The sequence below is a fragment of the Streptomyces sp. NPDC048270 genome, assembly GCF_040652335.1.
Taxonomy (GTDB): domain Bacteria; phylum Actinomycetota; class Actinomycetes; order Streptomycetales; family Streptomycetaceae; genus Streptomyces.
Map to the genome: position 1 here is coordinate 39714 of NZ_JBEZLV010000007.1, position 17288 is coordinate 57001.

Consider the following 17288-nt stretch of genomic DNA (forward strand, 5'->3'; position numbering starts at 1 on the left):
TTGCGGCCCGCCCGAGGCCCGAGCACCGAAAAGCGGCCGGGCGGGGAACAACCACCCGGACGTGGGGCGCGGACCGGCCGGCGCTGACGAACGGGGATTCGTACGGGGAAAGGATGGCGCCACCCCTCCGCCGGTCCCCCGCCGGTCCCCCGCCGGTCCCCCGCCGCTCCCGCGCCGCCCGTGGCACGCCGCGCCCCACCGCCCCGCCCGTCATCCGCCCGACGCGAAGCCCTTCCCGGTGCGGTCGAGCGGGTCCGCGGGCAGCCCGAGGAACAGGGAGCGCAGTGTGTCCCAGGCGGCGAGACGGCTGAAGTCGGGGCTCTCCAGGATCTCCTGCCGGTCCGTCAGGAAGGGGTTGGGCAGCAGTACGGTCATCATCTGTTCGTCCCGGCCGTTGAAGAGCCGCACGCCCCAGCTGACGGGGGCGCCGTCCGCACCGATGCGCCGGTAGAGCTCCGCGCGGGAGCAGCGGCGGATGCGGCCCAGTTCGGGCCCGGAGCCGGTGTGTTCTCCGATGCACAGGTGGAAGTGCCAGGCACCGAAGTCGACGGTGGCGTAGCCGTCGTTCATGGTGATGCCGGTCGGGGCGCAGGGGGCTCCGACCTCCCAGGCGGCTCCCTCGATGACGGGTCCGAAGTGGATCTGCTGCCAGTGGTCGGTGAAGAGCGTGCTGACGAGGTCGAGGAGGGCGGCCTCGTCGGTGGGCAGGGGCCAGACGTGCTGGGTGCCGCCGTCGGGGGTCTCGACGACGGCCGGAAGGGTGCTGGTCATGCGGATGTCTCCTCACGGTTGCGGTGGTCGCGGATGTTTCGCCGATTGAGGACGCAGTCGCCGCACGTGCCCGCCCCGGGCACGCGGTAGTAGAGGCAGCAGCTGCGCCGGCTGAGCCGGACCGTCCCGTCCGGGGCCGTCTCGTACGTTCCGGCGCCGGCCAGCGGGGGCCGGCCGAGCAGGCCGAGGACGAGCGGGGTGGCCGGGTGCGGGGCGTGCGGGGCCCTCGCGAGCAGGACGCGGAGGGCTCCGACGAGGGCGGAGGCGGCGTTGCCCCGCAGGGTCTGCGGGGACACCCCGTACACCTCGCGCACGGCGTCGGACAGCGGCCGCAGGTTCCGTACGGCGACGGTGTCGTGCAGGGCGGCGGCCGGACCGTCCGGCAGCGTGCGCACCTCGGGCAGCCAGAGCTCGACGGGACCGGCGGGTGCCTGGCGCCACCACAGCAGCGGGGGGCTCAGGTCGGGGACGCGGCCGGTCAGCGCCGAGCAGGCGAGAGCGACGGACCACAGGCGCGACGCCGTCCCCAGGTGCAGGGTGGACGCGGCCACGCGCCGCCGGTCGGTGCCGAGCCGGCCGGCCACCGCGTCCACGTAGCCCTTCAGGGCCGCGCGATCGGTGTACAGGTCGGTCATCGGCCGGAAGGCGGCGCCGTCCGGCCGCGGGCCCGCGGCCACCGCGAAGTACGGGCCGATGGCGGCGGCCTCGGCCAGGGTCCCGGGGGTCACCACGCGCGCACCTCCCGGGTCAGCTCGTGGAAGCTGCGGGGACGCACGACGCCCCGCGGCCCGTGCAGGGTGAGCCCGGCCCCGCCGTCGGCCCTGACCTGCGCCTGCTCACCGCGTCCCGGTCCGTGTACGGCCAGTCCCTCGCGGGCCAGGGCCCGCTCCAGCAGGGGCAGCAGCTCCGGCGGGGCGTCCACCGTCACGCTCCCCCGCGAGGGGCGGCGCAGGCCGAAGCTTCCGGAGCGAGGATCGAACGCCAGGTGGTCGGCGTCGAAGGCCGCGCCGACCGCGCCGGTGCGGATCAGGTCCTCGGGCGCCCCGGCGTGCACCCGGGAGTCGCGGTCGACCAGCCACACGGCGTCGGCGACCCGCAGGGCCAGCTCCAGGTCGTGGGTGCTGACCACGACCGTCAGGCCCCGGTCCCGGGCGAGGTCGCGCAGCAGCACCGTCAGCGCCACCCGCGAGGGGACGTCGAGGAACGCGGTGGGCTCGTCGAGCAGCACCACCTCGGGCTCCTGGGCCAGGGCCCGGGCGGTCAGGACGCGCTGGCGCTCGCCGTCGGACAGTTCGGCGGCGGGCCGCTCGGCGAGGTGGTCCGCCCCCACCGCTTCCAGCGCCCAGCGGACGGCCGCGTGGTCGGCCGGTGCGAGGCGGCCGGTGAAGCCGGTGTGCGGATGGCGGCCGAGCCCGACGAGCTCCCGCACCGACAGCAGCCCGGCGTCGATGCGGTCGGTGAGGACGACGGCCAGCCGCCGCGCGAGGGCCGCGGGCGGCTCGTGCGCGATGCCGGCCCCGCCCAGCCGGATCCGGCCGGCCAGCGGCGGCAGGAGTCCGCACAGGGTCCGCAGCAGGGTGGACTTGCCCGCGCCGTTGGGGCCGAGCAGTACGGTCAGTTCACCGGCCCGGGCTTCGAGGTCGAGGCCCGACAGCACGGTGCGCCGGGCGCCGCGCCCCGTCAGGGACCGGGTGCGGTGGCCGACGGCCAGCTCCTCGGTGGTCAGGCCGCTCGCGGGGAGACCGCCGGGGGTCCGGCGGGACGCGGCGGCGGCCCGGGTGGTCGGTGGCGTCATGCGGTCACCCCTTGTACCCCGCGGCGGCTGCGGATCAGGAAGGCGATGACGACCGGGGCGCCGAACAGCGAGGTGATGGCATTGAGCGGCAACACGGCGTCCATGCCCGGTGGTTGGCTGAGCAGCGCACAGGCCAGGGCCAGGAAGGCACCCGCGAGCATCGAGGCCGGTATGAGGGCGCGGTGGTCGGAGGTTCCCAGGGCGACCCGGGTCAGATGCGGTACGGCCAGCCCGAGGAAGGCGACCGGGCCGCAGAACGCGGTCGCGGCCCCGGCCAGCAGGGAGGTGCCGAGCAGGGCGAGATCGCGGCTGCGCCGGACGTTGAGGCCCATGGTGCGGGCGTAGTCCTCGCCGAGCAGCAGCGCGTTGAGGCGTTTGGCCGTCAGCAGCGCGGTCAGCAGGCCCGCGCCGATCACGGGGAGCATCACCGCCAGGTCGGGCCAGGTCGTGGCGCTGAAGCTGCCCAGTCCCCACAGTACGAACTGCTGGGCGCGTTCGGGCTGTGCGTACACCAGCATCACGCTCACTACGGCGGTGGCCGCCGAGCCGATCATCACACCGATGACCAGCAGGGTCACGGCGGACCGCACCCAGCGCGACAGCAGCAGCACGAGGGCGAGCACGCAGCCGGCGCCGAGGGACGCGGCCAGCACCACGCCGAGGCGCCCCAGGCCCGCCAGGTTCCCGGTGAAGCCGCCCGCCACCCCGCCGGTGCTGACGACCACCGCGGCCACGCCCATGCTCGCGCCCGAACTCACCCCGAGGGAGAACGGATCGGCCAGCGCGTTGCGGAACAGGGTCTGCATCTGTACGCCGGCGACCGCGAGCGCGGCTCCGACGGCGGTGGCGGTCAGGGCGCGCGGCAGCCGCACCTCTTGGACGATCACGGCCCAGCGCGGGTCGCCGCCGCCCGCGCCGGACAGGACCCGGACCACCTCGGCGACCGGTACCCGGTACGAGCCGGTGGCGATGGTGAGGACGAACAGGGCGGCCGTGCCGGCCGCGAGCGCCGCGAAGACGGCGGCGCGCCGTCGTCGCGGCGTCGTACGCGGTTCCCGTGTGCTCACGCCTTCGGCACCTTGGCGTAGAAGGTGAAGGCGTGGTCCTGGGACTCGTCGGGGTGGAGGAGGGCGTAGAGGTCCGCGAGGACCAGGTCGGGGCGCAGGACCCCGCGCTCGAAGTAGTCGTTGCCGCCCTCGGGGCCGAGCGCCTTGGTGTTCGTCCAGACCTCGCCGCCGGTGACGGCCTTCAGCTCGCCGTAGCGGCGGTCGGCCTTCACGGCGTCGCCCGTGGACGCCCACTTCTCGCCGACCAGCCACAGCGGCGCGTCGCCGCCCTTGGCGTAGACGGCTTCGAAGGTGAGCTGGAGGTTTCCGGTGCCGGGGTCCTCGGCCCAGGGGTACGTGCCGCCCGCGTCCTTGATCAGCTTGCCGGCGTAGCCGCCGCCGGGGGCCATGTTCCAGGTGCCCTGGTACATGGTGCCCGGCAGCACCTGGACCGGCCGGCCCGCCGAGACCGCCGCGGCGGCCTTGGCGGCGACCTTCCCGTAGTCGCCCTCGACCGTGTCGAACACCTCGGCGGCGCGCTTCTCCGCCCCGGTGAGCGCGGCCATGGCCTTGACCCACTCGGCCCTGCCGAGGGGGCTCGGCTCCAGCCACTCGGCATTGGCGACGACGGCGATGCCGGCCTGGCGCAGCTTGGGGTACTGGGGGTCGTCGGTGCCCTGGGTCATCAGCACGTCAGGCTTGGCGCCGATGACCGACTCGGCGTTGAGCGTGCGGTCCTTGGCGTACTCGACGACCTTGCCCGCCCGGACCCGCTCGCGGACCTCGGCCGAGCTGATGTGCTTGGCGCCCGCCACTCCGGTCAGTACGTCGAGGGTGCCGGTCTCGGTCAGCAGCGGCAGGTGGGTGGTGGAGGCGGAGTACAGGCTCTTGACCGGGACGGACAGCTGCTGGGCGAAGGCCAGCTCTGCGTCGAGAACCGGCTTCGGGGCACCGCACTTGACCAGCACGTACGACTCGGGCTTGGCCTTCGGATAGGGCTCGTTGACCGTGAGCACCTGGTAGCTCTTCTCGTACCGCAGGGAGAAGTTCTTGGCGTGCCGCACGGTCGACTTGACCGGGAAGTAGTCCTTCTCCGGGTCGAAGTCGGTGATGCAGCCGGCGCTTTCGCCCCCGGCCGCTCCGGCGGTCCCCGATCGGGCCGGATCGCCGCCGCAGGCGGTGAGCGCCAGGGCGAGCCAGGGCGCGAGCAGCGTCGCGAGGACGGCGGACGGGCGGCGGGCGGGCAGGGGTGGTCGTACGGGCACGGGAGCTCCTGGAGGCGTGCGTCGGACGCGCACCGGAAACCACCGGGGCGCGCGGAGGGGAGGGCGGGGCGGAAAGAGGGAATTCCGGGGCTGGGAAGGGTTCTTCAGCGCCCGGACGGAAGCGCGGGGCCGGGGGCCGGGACGGCCTGCCGGCGCGGTCGGCCGAACCTGACGGGTCCGGCGAACCCGACGGGTCCGGCGAACCAAACGGGTCCGGCGAACGAAACGGGTCCGGCGAACCGGCTGGGGAGACCGGACGCGCAACGGCGGGCCGGGCCGGCGGGGCGGCCGGGCCGGCCCTCACGGGCAGCGGGCGGCGCAGGGGTCACACAAGCACGCGGGCACACGAGTGCCACCGTCCTCTCTCGGGGAAATCCGCCCCGGGGCATCGAGGTGCGACGGCGTGAGTCTCCTGACTCGGGATCGGCGCTTCTCCGGCCTTCCCGCCCGGTCGGGCGGTGGCATCGGCGGAGTCGCTCCCCCTTCACAGTGGCGGTACCGTGCCGGATTTACACCGGCTTCCTCGTTCCGCCGTCGCTTGACGGCCGAAGCATCCCAGACCGGCGCGCCCTCCCGCCAGTCCCTCAACTGCGCCTCGAGCGGGGGACGTCGCCGGCCACCCCGTCGGGGCAGGGCGCGGCGCGGCAAGATATCAGCCCTTCGGGGACTTGCCCGGATGTTTATCCAATGGTGATGGTCCTGCCGACAGGCCACCACCCGTGGCACTAGCGTCCCGTGACACCCCGGGAATGCGGGTGTGCAACGCACGGCGCGTGCGGACCCTCCGGCCCCGCTGCCCCTCCCGGCCCACGGACCTAGGAGGCACTGTGCTGTCATTCGGGCGGCGTTCCGTCAGCAGGTTTTCGGTCGCCACGAGATACACGATCGGCAGCGGCTTCGTCATCACCGCACTCGCCGTCACGCTGATCGCGCTGCTGATCCCCGTGGAGAGGTTCGGCACGCAGGCCTCGGCCTCGGCCGCACGCCCGGCCGCCGAGGACGACGGCGCCGGGATCATGAGTACGCCGTACGGGCCGCTGACCCCCACGGACCGGGACTTCGTGCGCAAGGTACGGCTCGCCGGCCTGTGGGAGCTGCCCGCCGGACGGCAGGCCCAGCAGCGCGGCACGCGCGGCACCGTGCGCACCGCCGGCGAACACCTCGTGGAGGGCCACACCGAGCTCGACCGGCAGGTGATCCAGGTGGGCCAGGCCCTCGGGGTCGACCTGCCCAACCAGCCGTCCGAGCAGCAGCGGGGATGGCTGGGCCAGCTGACCCGCGCCCAAGGGGACGAGTACGAGCGGCTGTTCATCCAGCTGCTGCGCCGAGCGCACGGAAAGGTGTTCGCCCTGCTGGCCCAAGTACGGGCGCAGACCCGCAACTCCATGGTCCGCACCCTGGCCACGTCCGCCAACGCCACGGTCCTGGACCACATCACGGTCCTCGAGGACAGCGGGCTGGTCGACTTCGACGCGCTCAACGTCCCCGACGGGACCCCTGCTCCGTCCGATGTCCGATCGACGAAGTGAAGTGAAGTGATCGCATGAGTGAAAAGGGCCATAAACGCCCCCGGTTGACGAACAAGCTGCTGGCCGTGGTCTCCGCGCTGGTCCTGGGCGGCGGCGGGGTCGCCGTCGTGGCGGGCAGCGCGAACGCGGGCCAGGAGGGCCGCCTCGACTCGGCCGGGGCCGCGCAGGTGACCGACACCATCGACTGCCCCGACGTCGGTGACCGGCTGACCTCCGTACCCGACCAGGCCCGGGCCGAGGTCGACGAGGGCCTCGGCGACCTGGACGTCCAGGTCGCCGACGCCTACCGGCGGCTCGCCGCGGGCGAGGCCCGGGGCGAGGAGCTCATGGGCGGGCTCAAACAGCAGCGCGAGCAGACCATCGGCCGCATGTCCGACGCGATAGCCCGCTCCGCGGCCCGTCCGGAGGAGCTGAAGGACCTGAGCGGCTGCGAGGTGAAGCAGGCCGCCGCGGAGGACGACGCGGGGGCCGGCGCCCAGGCGGCCGACGCGGGCGCCGCCCGGAGCACCGGCGGCAAGGGCGGCCCGGCACGCAGCGACTTCGTCGCCATCGGCAAGGTACGGCCGAACGTCCGCACTCCCGCGGCCTCGGCCGGGGCGTCCACGGGGTCCTTCAGCTCGCAGTGCGGACGCAACGAGAACGGCCACTTCAACCCCGACAACGTGATCGTCGCCCCCGGCGTCTCCAACGGCGCCCACCACATGCACGACTACGTGGGCAACGAGTCCACCGACGCCTTCTCCACCAACGACAGCCTCGCCGCCTCCGGCACCACCTGCGGCAACGGCGATCTGTCCAGCTACTACTGGCCGGTGCTGCGGCTGCGCGACGGCAAGGCGGAGCGGGACGCGCAGGCGCCGGGCGGCGGCCAGGACGCGAACGTGGGCACGATCCTGCGGCCCAAGCAGGTGTCGATCACCTTCAAGGGCAGCCCGGCCGGCAAGGTCAAGGCCATGCCCCGCTTCCTGCGGATCATCACCGGCGACGCCAAGGCCTTCACCAACGGCACGGCCAACGCCAACGCCTCGTGGAGCTGCACCGGATTCGAGAACCGCCAGTTGAAGGACAAGTACCCGATCTGCCCCAAGGGCAGCGACGTGGTGCGCACCTTCACCTTCCAGAGCTGCTGGGACGGGCGCAACACCGACAGTGCCAACCACCGCACGCACGTGGCGTTCGCGAACCGCGACGGCCGCTGCCCCAGGGGCTTCAGCGCGATTCCGCAGCTGGTGCAGCGGATCACGTACGGGGTCGCCCCCGGTGCGCGGTTCGCCGTGGACAGCTTCCCCGAGCAGCTCCACAAACCGGTGACCGATCACGGCGACTTCATCAACGTGATGAACAACGGCCTGATGAACACCGCGGTGGACTGCATCAACAGGGGGCGCACCTGCCGCTGACGCAGCGGTTCCACGAACTCCCGGACGGGGTGCGGCTCCTCCCCCATCGCACCGCGCCCCGTCCGGGAAGGGTGTTGGCCCGAAGCCGACTTCGGGCCAACGCCGCACACGTGTGCCCAGCCGGCCCCCGACCCCGACCCCGACCCCGACCCTGCGAGGAGTGCCATGTCCGCCTCTCGTGCATCCGATGACGACCCGGAGCATCCGGCCGCCCCCTCCGACGGAGAACTGACCCGGCGGCTCAGGAGGGGATACGGCACGGGCACCGCCGACGCCGCCGTGTGCGACCTCCTCTACCGGCGCCACCGGCGGGCCGCCCTCGCGTACGCGCGCACCTGCTGCCGGACCCCGCAGGACGCCGAGGACCTCGTCTCGGAGGCCTTCGCCCGGACCCTGCAGGCCGTCCGCTCCGGGTCGGGTCCGCAGGGGCCGTGGCGCGCGTACCTGCTGGCCGTCGTCCGCCACACGGCCATGCAGTGGCGCGACGGCGACGGCAGGACGCTCCTGACCCCGGACTTCGACACCTGGTGCCAGCAGGCGGCGGCCGGCGGCGACCCGCAGCGCCGGCTGCTGGCGGGTGAGGACCGGCGGCTGCTGGCCCGTTCCTTCCAGACCCTGCCCGCCCGCTGGCAGGCGGTCCTGTGGCACACCCTCGTCGAGGAGGACCCGCCCCACGAGATCGCGGCGCAGCTGGGCATCACCCCGAGTGCGGTCACCTCGTTGGCCTTCCGGGCCCGGGAGGGGCTGCGCGAGGCGTACCTGCTCGCCCATCTGGACACCGTGCCCGAGGGGCGGTGCGGCCACTTCAGCCACATGCTCGGCTCGGCGGTCCGGCGCGCCGGTACGCGGCAGCCGCGCGCCCTCGCCCGCCATCTGGCGGGGTGCGAGGACTGCGCACGGTCGTACGAGGAGCTGCTGGACCTCAACTCGGCGATGCGCGGGGCGGTGCCCGCCGCCTCGTGAGCGCCGGCCGGCCCGGCCCCCGTGGTTCCGGGGCCGGGCCGGCCGGCGCTCTTGTTCCTCCGCTGTCTCACAGCCCGTTGACGCGGGCCATCCGTCCGACGACCAGCGGGGTGAAGTCCGCCGTGACCACGCGCGCCGTCCTGCGCCCCACCTGCGAGTGCCGGCGCCGTACCTGGGCCATCAGCCGGCGGCTGCGCAGGGCCATCTCCAGTTCGAACCGGGTGCGGGGGTCGCGCAGTCCGGGCCCGAAGAGCTTCTCCAGCTGCCGCATGCGGTAGCGCACGGTCTGCGGGTGCACGCTCAGGGCCTTCGCGGCCTCGGGTGCGCCGCCGCCCTCCAACCAGGCCAGGAGGGTCACCTCCAGCCGCTCGCTCTGGCGCGGGGTCAGGTCCGCCAGCGGCCGGAGCCAGCGGGCGGCCAGCGCATGGGCCAGGGGCTCGTCCTGGAGCAGCAGCAGGGTCGAGAGGTGGTCGTCGACGAAGACGGGGCGGGCGTCCAGGCCCGCGCGGGCGGGTGTCAGCGCGAGCAGGCGCAGGGCCCAGCGCAGCGAGGACGCGGTGTCCCGGAGCGGTACCGCGTGGCCGACGGCCGCGAAGCGGCCGCGCAGCGGGAGTTCGAGCGGGGCCCGGGTATCGGGATCGGGGCTCGGGACCAGCAGGCAGGGGCGGCCCGCGAACGTCCCGGCGAGGGCGTCGTCGAGTACGGTCGCCAGCTGCTGCGCCTCCCCGGGCGCGGCCGGCGCGATGGCCCGTACGGCCACCGGGAGGGGCCAGCCGGCCGCCTCGGCGAGCTCGGCGAGGGAGGTGTCGGAGGGGGCCCGGTCGTCGGTGAGGGAATTGAAGAGGTCCTGTCGCGCACGGTCGGCGCCGGGCCCGAGGGGTTGCTGCCTGCCGTGGTGTCCGCCGTCCTGGGCGTCCTCCTGCCGGTCGCGGTGGCCGTCGTGCGGGCCGTCGCGGTGGTCGTCGCGGTCGTCGTGCTCGTGGTCGCGGTGGCGGTCGCGGTGGTCGTGGCGGTGGCGGTCGCGGTGGTCGTCGCGGTGGTCGTCGTGGTCCCTTCCCGCCACGACCTCCAGGGCCGCGTGCCGGTGCCCCAGATCCGTGTCGGCGGGCGTGTCGGCAGCCTGCCGCGGGTGTGGGGCCTGTTCCCTGCTCGGGGGGCAGCCGCGGGTGTCGCGGTAGCCGAGCGCGGTGAGAAGGGCTTCTTCCACCCGCTGTCTGAGCAGTTCGTCGTCGATGGCATCGTTGTCATCGACAAGGGCGGAAAATTCCGGAATTCCATGCAGAAGCTCCTCCACTATCTCGGCGGCCAAAGCGGGGAGTTCCCGTCGAAGGACGCGGGTCCACTCGCCGCGGGGGCGGGACCAGATGCGGTTCAGAAGTTCGCACATCGTTTCCTCGTTCGTGCCGGGGTGAGGCCTGTCCGGTAGCGGAGGACAGGCCCGCCGAGGTTGCCTCTCGCGTCAACATCCGTGCCTGACAAGAGAGTTGTGACCCCTCGTACTCCCTCCTGGAGGGGTCCGACCCCATTCGGTCCCGCGGTTTTGCCGTGATTTTGCCGTCGGGGACGCGTAGGCGGCGGGCGGCGCGGTGGCCAGTCGCAACCTCCGCTGGAGGGGAATCTTCCGGTGTTGTTCGATGCCCCGGAGACGCGGTCGCGAGAAATTATCACGTTTCGATAAATCCTGTGGAGGCGCCGTGTGGCTCCACGATGCTTCTGCACTCCGGCCCTAGCTCCTCGGCCGGCGCGGGAATTTCACAGCGCTGCCGGGCACGAGCGACAACGACCCCCGGGTACCGAGCGCCAGGTGGATCGCTCGGGGCCCAGGCGCACAGGAGATCTGGATGCCCCTGTCTCAGCCGTACCTACGCCGCTCGCACCGGGCCCGCCGCAGGAGTCGTCATCCGGCGACGGCCCCGGCCGCCCTCGCGGCACTCGCCTCCCTCGTCGTGGTGGTCCGCGCGGACGCCCTGACCCGTCTGTGGGACTTCCTCGACTTCGGGGCGGGCGTACTCTCGCTCGTCTCGCTCACCGCCACCGTCCTGTGGGGGCTGGCGGCCACCGACCGGGTGCTGCTCGGACCGGGCCACCGGCTGCTCGCCCAAGGCGCGCACCGCGGACTGGCCGTGGCCGGCCTGGGCTTCCTGGCCCTGCACGTATGGGTCAAGGTCGCCGAGGCGCAGACGACCGCGGCCGCCGCGGTGCTGCCCTTCGCGGACGCCGAGCGGCCCTTCCTGATCGGGCTCGGCACGCTGGCCGGCTACCTCTTCGTGACCGTGGCGGTCTCCGGAGCGGTGCGCAGCGTGTTCGCGACCAAGAGCCGCTCCCTGTGGTGGCGGGCCCTGCACTTCGGCGCCTATCCGGCCTGGGGCGCCTCCCTGGTGCACGGGCTCAAGGCGGGCCGCCCGGGCGGTGCGTGGGTGACCACGGCGTACGCGCTCTGCCTGATCGGCGTCGTCGGGGTACTGGTGTTCCGGGTGAAGTCGCGGGCGCGCGACGGCCGTTCGCGTCCGGCCGCCGTGCCGGGACCGCGTCCGGGGGCGGGCCCGGGTGCGGGCTCCGGGTCCCGCCGCGGCGTCGCATCGGCCCCGGGCGGCGGCTCGGGCGCCGGCGGCGGAACGCGTCCGCTCGCGCCGAGCGGGCGGCCGCCGCTGCCGCGGCCGGGCCCCCGGTCCTATGCCACGGCCGGCCGGAGAACGCGCATGTACGGCGAGCAGCCGGCCGCAGCGGAGCGGTGGCTGTGAGCGGCGAGCCGCGCCCCGGCCTCGGCTGTGTGGGCGCCCCCCGGCTGCTGGCCGGGCTCGACCGGATCGCCCGGCTCGACCGCTCGGCCCATCTCACGGCGCACGGCACGCTGCCCCGCTACCGCCCGGACGAGCTCATCGGCCTGGCCGACGACATCGACCTGAGGGGCCGCGGCGGGGCGGGCTTCCCGTTCGCACGGAAACTGCGGGCCGTGATCCGCTCGGCTCGGGGGCGGGACGCGCCCACGGCCGTGGTCGTCAACGGCAGTGAGGGCGAGCCGAGTTGCCTCAAGGACACCGCGCTCCTGCTGCACGCCCCGCATCTGGTGCTCGACGGGGCCCTGCTGGCCGCGGCCGCCCTCGGCGCCGACGACGTCGTGGTGGCCGTCACCCGGGAGGACGTGGAGCAGTCGGTGCGCGACGCCGTGGCCGAACGCGGCCCGGCCGGGCGCCGGGTGCGGGTGACGCGGCTTCCCGAGCGCTTCGTCACCGGGGAGGGGACGGCCCTCGTCAGCGGCCTGAACGGCGGAGCCGTGCTGCCGTCCGGCCAGAAGGTGCGCACCAGCGAGCGGGGCCTGGGCGGCGTGCCCACCCTGCTGTCGAACACCGAGACCTACGCCCAGCTCGGCGTCGCCGCACGGCTGGGCGCGCAGGAGTACCGCTCCGCCGGCCTGCCGGCCGAGCCGGGCACGGTGCTGCTGACCGTGGCCGGGTCCACGGTGGTGGAGACGCCGACCGGCGCCTCGCTCGCGTACGTCCTGGAGCTGTGCGGTACGGACCCCGGGCAGGGCGTCCTGGTCGGCGGCTACCACGGCAGGTGGCTGGACCCGGTGGCCGCGCGTTCGGCGCTGGTGTCACGGCAGTCGCTGGCCTCCCTCGGCGCGGTGCTGGGGGCGGGGGCGGTGCTGCCGCTGCCCGAGGACACCTGCCCGGCCGGTGAGGTCGCGCGGGTGACCCGGTGGATGGCGAAGGAGTCGGCGGGCCAGTGCGGGCCCTGCGTACGGGGGTTGCCCGCGCTGGCCGACGTACTGGACGACGTCCTGCGCGGCGGGGGCGGGGCGGCCCTCGAAGCGGTCGAGGCGCGCATGACGGGGGTCCGGGGACGCGGTGCGTGCAGCCATCCCGACGGGACCTCGCACTTCGTCGCCTCGGCGCTGGCCGCCTTCCCCGAAGAGTTCCACGACCACGCCTTCGGCAGCGGGTGCGGCCGGCGGGTGCTGGGCGCGCTGCCGCTGCCGCGTGACGAGAGTCCCGAACGGCTCGTCGTGGACTGGACGCTGTGCAAGGGGCACGGGCTGTGCGTGGATGTCCTCCCCGATGTCGTACGGCTCGACGCGGACGGCTATCCGGCCAAGGCGTCCATGCCGGTGCCCGCGCGGCTGCGGCCGAAGGCCCTGCGGGCGGTCCGGCGCTGCCCGGCGCTCGCGCTGCGCATCCAGGACTGAGCCGCGCACGTGTGCGGCCCGTCCCCCGGTTCATTTCTTGGCGCGATCCGATAAATTCCCCGGGAATTGCGACTGCGCCCCTCACGGCCCCGTATCAATTACGGCAGGGACGAACGGAAATCACTGGACCGGACCTGAAGGAGAGATCGTGAAGAAAATGCGTCGTGAGATATTCGCCGGATCGGCGGCGGTCGCGGTACTGCTGCTGACCGCCGGCTGCGGACTCTCCGAGAAACCGCCGGGGCAGGGGAATGCGGTACAGCCGGCGGGTGACAGCAAGAAGATCGGGTCCGTGTACGGGGCGGACGGCGCGGACGGCGCGTACGGGGCGGGCTCGGGTGCGGATCCCGCCTATGGGGACGGCGGCTCCGGGGCCGATCCGGCGGGGGCCGCGGGGAAGAGCGGTCCGGCCGGGCAGCTGAAGGTGGCCGAGGTCGCGGGGCTGGGCAGCGCGGTCACCGACAGCGAGGGCTTCACGCTCTACCGGTTCGACAAGGACACGCCCAAGCCCCCCAAGTCCGCCTGCGAAGGGGACTGCGCCACGGCGTGGCCCGTCGTCGCAGCCGACGACGTCACCGCAGGTCAGGGGATCGACGCAGGTCTGCTCGGCTCGGTCGCCCGGGCCGACGGCACCCGGCAGCTGACCCTGGCCGGCTGGCCCGTGTACCGCTACGCGAAGGACACCAAGCCGGGGGACGCGCTCGGTGAGGGCGTCGGCGGAACCTGGCACGCGCTGGGAGCGGACGGGAAGCCGGCCGCCGCGGCGAAGGCGCCGGCGCAGGGCGCGGGAGCGGAGCCGGACGCCGGGGCCGGCGGCGGGGCCGAGCTGTCCGTCGCGCAGAATCCGATGCTCGGCGGCATCCTCGCGGACGCGGAGGGGCGCACGCTCTACCGATTCGACAAGGACAGCGCCTGGCCGATGAAAATCGGCTGCCTCGATGCCTGCCTGGACACCTGGAAGCCCGCCGAGCCGGTGGACAAGTCGAAGCTGTCGGGAATTGCCGCCGAACTGGTCGGCTCCGTGAAGCGCCCCGACGGTTCGGAACAATTGACGATCGACTGCTGGCCGGCTTATACGTTCACCGGGGACAAGGAGCCCGGAGACATCACCGGGCACAACAAGCAGGGCCTCTGGTTCGCCATGACCGACAAGGGAAAGAAGGCGAAGGCGGCGCACTAGGAAAGGCCCTTCGGACCGTGGTGCCCGGCCCCCTCCCACCCGGGCACCACGGCCCGCTCCCCCGTCAGCCCGTGAGGAAGCGAGAGCAGCCATGCCGTCGCCGTCAACCGCCCTCCCGCACCGCCGTGTTCCGCGTGCCGCAGTCCTGGCGGCCGCCGCCCTGTGCGCGGTGCTGTCGGCCGGCGGCTGCGCCGCACACCCCGGCTCCTCGCACGGGGCGCGGGCGCAGGAGAGCCGGGAGCCGTCCGCCTCGATCGAGGAGATCGCCTCCGCCGTCGGCTGCACCGCCCAGGTGGACGTCCAGGCGGACGAGTTGCGCGAGGGCGGCTGCCAGACCGGTGAGGGCGCCTTCCGCATGGTCACCTTCGCCGCCGACGAGGGGCAGCGGTCCTGGCTGGCCGAGGCCCGGATGTACGGCGGCACCTACCTGGTGGGGAGCGGCTGGGTGGTCACCGCGCCGTCGGCACAGGCCCTGACCGACCTGCGCGGCCGGATCGGCGGCGCCCTCGAATCCGGTACGCCCCACGGCGGCGGCCACCACTGACCGATCCGGCCGCGCACACCGGCGGCGTGTCGGCCAGTTGTCCGGATATCGGCTCGTTCGTGAGACGCACATGCCCCGACCTTCGGGATGATTCGCCCCGCCTCCGCATACAACAAGGTGAGCGGGTAAGCGACTTCACCGAAAGGATCGGCAACCCGTGCGCATGAAACGCCTCGCACCGCTGCTCGCCACCGCCGGACTCATCGCGTCCACCGTGCCCCTGCTGACCGCGGCCCAGGCCTCGGCCGCGCCGGCGCCGGCGTACCTGAACCAGAAGCCCTCCTGGCACCGGTGCAGCCCGGACCAGCCGGCCTCGTACGAGTGCGCCACCCTCAAGGTGCCGCTCGACTACCGGCGCCCCCAGGGCTCCACGATCGACCTCGCGATATCCCGGGTGAAGAGCGAGAACCCCGCCAAGCGGCACGGCGTCATGCTGCTCAACCCCGGCGGCCCGGGCGGCGGCGGGCTCGACCTGCCGCTGGCCATGGGCGAGATGATGTCCAAGGACGTACGGGACCAGTACGACCTCATCGGCTTCGATCCGCGCGGCGTCGGGGCCAGCAGCCCGATCAGCTGCGGGCTCACCGACACCGAGCAGAACTTCGACCGGCCGTACCGGCCCGAGACCTACTCCTCCGACGTGACGTGGGCGCGTACGGTCGCCGACAAGTGCCGTGAGAAGGCCGGCGCCGTCCTGCCGCACATCACCACCCGCAACACGGCCCGCGACATGGACACGATCCGCGCGGTGCTGGGCGAGCGCAAGCTCTCCTACCTGGGCTACTCGTACGGGACCTACCTCGGCGCGGTCTACTCGCAGATGTTCCCGGACCGGACCGACCGCTTCGTGCTGGACAGCGGCGTGGACCCGCAGCGGATCTGGCGCGGCATGATCCAGGTGTGGGCGACCGAGGCCGAGCCCGCCTTCGCGCGGTGGACGGGCTGGGCGGCCGAGCGTTCGGCCGAGTACGGGCTCGGCGACACCCCGAAGGCCGTGTCCGACACCTTCTGGGGCCTGGTGGAGCGCGCCGACCGGGAGCCGATCGACTTCGAGGGGCAGAAGGTCGACGGGGACCTGATCCGGTCCGCGCGCGGGGTGTTCTTCTACCCGGCGCAGGCCACCCCGCTGATCGCGGCGCTCAAGGCGGCGGCCGAGGGCGCCCCCCGGCCGGCCGGGCCGTCCACGGCCGACCTGAAGCGGCTGCTCACCGGTGGGCGGGCGGCGGCCGAGCCCGCGTCGGACAACGGCACCGCGGTGTTCTGGGCCGTGGTGTGCGGGGACACGGGCAGCTGGCCCCGCTACACCGAGCAGTACGAGCGGGACGCGGCGAAGGACAAGGTGAAGTACCCGCTGTACGGGGACTTCGCGTCCAACATCAAGCCGTGCGCCTTCTGGGACCGGCCGGTCGAGGCGGCCACGCCGATGAAGAAGCAGGCGAACGTGCTGACGGTCCAGAACGAGTGGGACTCGCAGACCCCGCTGACCAGCGGCGAGGGCATGCACCGCGCGCTCAAGGGCTCGCGGATGGTGCTGGTGGCCGGCGGTGAGGGCCACGGTGTGTACCTCACCGACCCCACCTCCTGCGCCGACGCCCAGGTCAGCGCGTACCTGACGACGGGCCGGCTGCCCGCCGAGGACGTGACCTGCCAGAGCCCGGCGGCCGCCGCCGGCCAGCGCGAGTCCGCGGCGCCGTCCAAGCAGCTGCCGATCCCGGCCGGCCCCGGCCGGTTCTGACCCGCTCCATGACGGCGGCCTGACCGCTACCGCTTGAGGGACGCCTCCGCGGCCGCCTTGATACGGCGTCCGAACGCGGGGGCGTCCTTGGGTGCGGCGCTCACGGCGAAGCCGACGAGCAGCTTGCCGAGGCCGTGGCCCGCGAGGGTGTTGAAGATCCGGACCCGGGTGCGGCCGCCCGGGAGGGCCTCGAGGTCGTAGCCGCCCTCCGCGGTGACCAGGTTCCGGCTCTGCTCCGTCCAGCGGATGAGGTGCGGCGGGTCGAAGCCGACGATGCGGAACTCGCGGCCGGTCTTCATCCCGGCGTCCTTGACGGTGCTGCGGAAGACCGTGCCGAGCGCGGTCCGGCCCTCGGGCGACTTGGTGATCTGCTGGACCCGCGGGCTGAAGTCCGGGTCGTTGTGGCCGTCGGCGAGGTAGTCGAAGACCTCCTCGACCGGGCGGTCGATCTCGACGCGCGCCTCGAACTGTCCGGACATGTCGGCTCCTCGCTCCGGGCTCCCGGTCTCGTGGCCCATGCTCCCAGACCCCCCTCCCGGCCGCACGCCGCCGGGGGTGTCAGGGGTGCGTCAAGAGCGGCCCCGCCCCCGTATGGAACCCGTCAAAGCGGCTCAGCGCCGGTGTGAAGAGGGGGTTGTCTCGTTATCGGCCGATCGCTCGGCCGATACGTCTCTTCCCTCTTCACTCAGGAGCTCGCGATGGCCGATCTGGCCTTCGTCGTCACCACGATCGCGGTGTTCGCGCTCGTGGCTCTCGTCGCCCGGGGGGTGACCAAGCTGTGAGCGCCGAGAACATCGTCGGCCTGGTGGTGGCCGTCTCCCTGCTGGGATACCTCGTCCTCGCCCTCGTGTACCCGGAGAGGTTCTGAGCGCCG

At 73.6% G+C, this 17288-nt stretch carries 16 protein-coding genes and 1 riboswitch; of the genes, 9 read left to right on the plus strand and 7 right to left on the minus strand.

Features of this window, described 5'->3' with window-relative positions; all coding sequences use genetic code 11:
• Positions 1-210: 210 nt before the first annotated feature.
• The 5 genes from AB0D66_RS09120 to AB0D66_RS09140 are packed head-to-tail and all read right to left on the minus strand — an operon-like array spanning position 211 to position 4877.
• Positions 211-771 (minus strand): hypothetical protein, encoded by a 561-nt coding sequence (locus AB0D66_RS09120; protein WP_362298968.1) that lies wholly within the window; start codon positions 769-771, stop codon positions 211-213.
• On the minus strand, positions 768-1502 hold the full coding sequence (locus tag AB0D66_RS09125; protein ID WP_362298971.1) for a (2Fe-2S)-binding protein: 735 nt from the start codon (positions 1500-1502) through the stop codon (positions 768-770). The genes AB0D66_RS09120 and AB0D66_RS09125 overlap by 4 nt, the downstream gene beginning before the upstream one ends.
• Positions 1496-2566, minus strand: coding sequence for an ABC transporter ATP-binding protein (locus tag AB0D66_RS09130; RefSeq protein ID WP_362298974.1), 1071 nt, complete (start codon positions 2564-2566; stop codon positions 1496-1498). The genes AB0D66_RS09125 and AB0D66_RS09130 overlap by 7 nt, the downstream gene beginning before the upstream one ends.
• Positions 2563-3633, minus strand: coding sequence for an iron ABC transporter permease (locus AB0D66_RS09135; RefSeq protein ID WP_362298977.1), 1071 nt, complete (start codon positions 3631-3633; stop codon positions 2563-2565). The genes AB0D66_RS09130 and AB0D66_RS09135 overlap by 4 nt, the downstream gene beginning before the upstream one ends.
• Positions 3630-4877, minus strand: coding sequence for an ABC transporter substrate-binding protein (locus AB0D66_RS09140; RefSeq protein WP_362298980.1), 1248 nt, complete (start codon positions 4875-4877; stop codon positions 3630-3632). Before AB0D66_RS09140 ends, AB0D66_RS09135 begins: the two co-directional genes overlap by 4 nt.
• A gap of 405 nt (positions 4878-5282) precedes the next feature.
• A riboswitch (cobalamin riboswitch) is annotated at positions 5283-5405 on the minus strand.
• A gap of 299 nt (positions 5406-5704) precedes the next feature.
• On the opposite strand from AB0D66_RS09140, the gene AB0D66_RS09145 reads away from it, so the two are divergent.
• From AB0D66_RS09145 to AB0D66_RS09155, 3 genes are all read left to right on the plus strand, one after another.
• Positions 5705-6406 carry a DUF4142 domain-containing protein gene (locus AB0D66_RS09145; RefSeq protein WP_362298983.1) on the plus strand — a complete coding sequence of 234 codons (702 nt, stop codon included), beginning with the start codon at positions 5705-5707 and terminating at the stop codon, positions 6404-6406.
• 14 nt (positions 6407-6420) lie between these two features.
• A complete protein-coding gene (locus AB0D66_RS09150; RefSeq protein WP_362298985.1) occupies positions 6421-7806 on the plus strand; it encodes a DUF1996 domain-containing protein in 1386 nt (461 codons plus the stop codon).
• Positions 7807-7971: 165 nt separating this feature from the next.
• Entirely contained in the window at positions 7972-8769 is a 798-nt protein-coding gene (locus AB0D66_RS09155; RefSeq protein ID WP_362298987.1) for a sigma-70 family RNA polymerase sigma factor, read from the plus strand.
• A 67-nt stretch (positions 8770-8836) separates the two neighbouring features.
• On the opposite strand, the gene AB0D66_RS09160 is transcribed toward AB0D66_RS09155, so the two are convergent.
• Positions 8837-10156 (minus strand): helix-turn-helix domain-containing protein, encoded by a 1320-nt coding sequence (locus AB0D66_RS09160; RefSeq protein WP_362298990.1) that lies wholly within the window; start codon positions 10154-10156, stop codon positions 8837-8839.
• Positions 10157-10610: 454 nt separating this feature from the next.
• Between AB0D66_RS09160 and AB0D66_RS09165 the strand changes: the two genes are divergently transcribed.
• The 5 genes from AB0D66_RS09165 to AB0D66_RS09185 all read left to right on the plus strand — a co-directional run bounded on the left by AB0D66_RS09165 (position 10611) and on the right by AB0D66_RS09185 (position 16414).
• A complete protein-coding gene (locus AB0D66_RS09165; RefSeq protein WP_362298994.1) occupies positions 10611-11510 on the plus strand; it encodes a hypothetical protein in 900 nt (299 codons plus the stop codon).
• Entirely contained in the window at positions 11507-12955 is a 1449-nt protein-coding gene (locus tag AB0D66_RS09170; RefSeq protein WP_362298997.1) for an NADH-ubiquinone oxidoreductase-F iron-sulfur binding region domain-containing protein, read from the plus strand. The genes AB0D66_RS09165 and AB0D66_RS09170 overlap by 4 nt, the downstream gene beginning before the upstream one ends.
• Before the next feature lie 157 nt (positions 12956-13112).
• Positions 13113-14135 carry an SCO0930 family lipoprotein gene (locus AB0D66_RS09175; protein ID WP_362298999.1) on the plus strand — a complete coding sequence of 341 codons (1023 nt, stop codon included), beginning with the start codon at positions 13113-13115 and terminating at the stop codon, positions 14133-14135.
• A gap of 91 nt (positions 14136-14226) precedes the next feature.
• Positions 14227-14679, plus strand: coding sequence for a hypothetical protein (locus AB0D66_RS09180; protein WP_362299002.1), 453 nt, complete (start codon positions 14227-14229; stop codon positions 14677-14679).
• Positions 14680-14842: 163 nt separating this feature from the next.
• Complete coding sequence (locus tag AB0D66_RS09185; RefSeq protein WP_362299320.1) at positions 14843-16414, plus strand: alpha/beta hydrolase; 1572 nt, start codon at positions 14843-14845, stop codon at positions 16412-16414.
• A gap of 26 nt (positions 16415-16440) precedes the next feature.
• Here AB0D66_RS09185 and AB0D66_RS09190 read toward each other — a convergent pair whose 3' ends face one another.
• On the minus strand, positions 16441-16893 hold the full coding sequence (locus AB0D66_RS09190; RefSeq protein ID WP_362299005.1) for an SRPBCC family protein: 453 nt from the start codon (positions 16891-16893) through the stop codon (positions 16441-16443).
• A gap of 299 nt (positions 16894-17192) precedes the next feature.
• Here AB0D66_RS09190 and kdpF point away from each other — a divergent pair, with 299 nt between their 5' ends.
• The gene (gene kdpF, locus AB0D66_RS09195; RefSeq protein ID WP_362299008.1) at positions 17193-17282 is read left to right on the plus strand and encodes a K(+)-transporting ATPase subunit F; all 90 of its coding nucleotides are present in this window, start codon (positions 17193-17195) and stop codon (positions 17280-17282) included.
• Positions 17283-17288 lie beyond the last annotated feature (6 nt).

What these genes read in the sequence shown, in the direction of transcription:
- AB0D66_RS09120 (WP_362298968.1), bottom strand. Translation starts at nt 771, where the DNA reads ATGACCAGCACCCTTCCGGCCGTCGTCGAGACCCCCGACGGCGGCACC.
- AB0D66_RS09130 (WP_362298974.1), bottom strand. Translation starts at nt 2,566, where the DNA reads ATGACGCCACCGACCACCCGGGCCGCCGCCGCGTCCCGCCGGACCCCC.
- AB0D66_RS09150 (WP_362298985.1), top strand. Translation starts at nt 6,421, where the DNA reads ATGAGTGAAAAGGGCCATAAACGCCCCCGGTTGACGAACAAGCTGCTG.
- AB0D66_RS09155 (WP_362298987.1), top strand. Translation starts at nt 7,972, where the DNA reads ATGTCCGCCTCTCGTGCATCCGATGACGACCCGGAGCATCCGGCCGCC.
- AB0D66_RS09160 (WP_362298990.1), bottom strand. Translation starts at nt 10,156, where the DNA reads ATGTGCGAACTTCTGAACCGCATCTGGTCCCGCCCCCGCGGCGAGTGG.
- AB0D66_RS09165 (WP_362298994.1), top strand. Translation starts at nt 10,611, where the DNA reads ATGCCCCTGTCTCAGCCGTACCTACGCCGCTCGCACCGGGCCCGCCGC.
- AB0D66_RS09175 (WP_362298999.1), top strand. Translation starts at nt 13,113, where the DNA reads ATGCGTCGTGAGATATTCGCCGGATCGGCGGCGGTCGCGGTACTGCTG.
- AB0D66_RS09180 (WP_362299002.1), top strand. Translation starts at nt 14,227, where the DNA reads ATGCCGTCGCCGTCAACCGCCCTCCCGCACCGCCGTGTTCCGCGTGCC.
- AB0D66_RS09185 (WP_362299320.1), top strand. Translation starts at nt 14,843, where the DNA reads ATGAAACGCCTCGCACCGCTGCTCGCCACCGCCGGACTCATCGCGTCC.
- AB0D66_RS09190 (WP_362299005.1), bottom strand. Translation starts at nt 16,893, where the DNA reads ATGTCCGGACAGTTCGAGGCGCGCGTCGAGATCGACCGCCCGGTCGAG.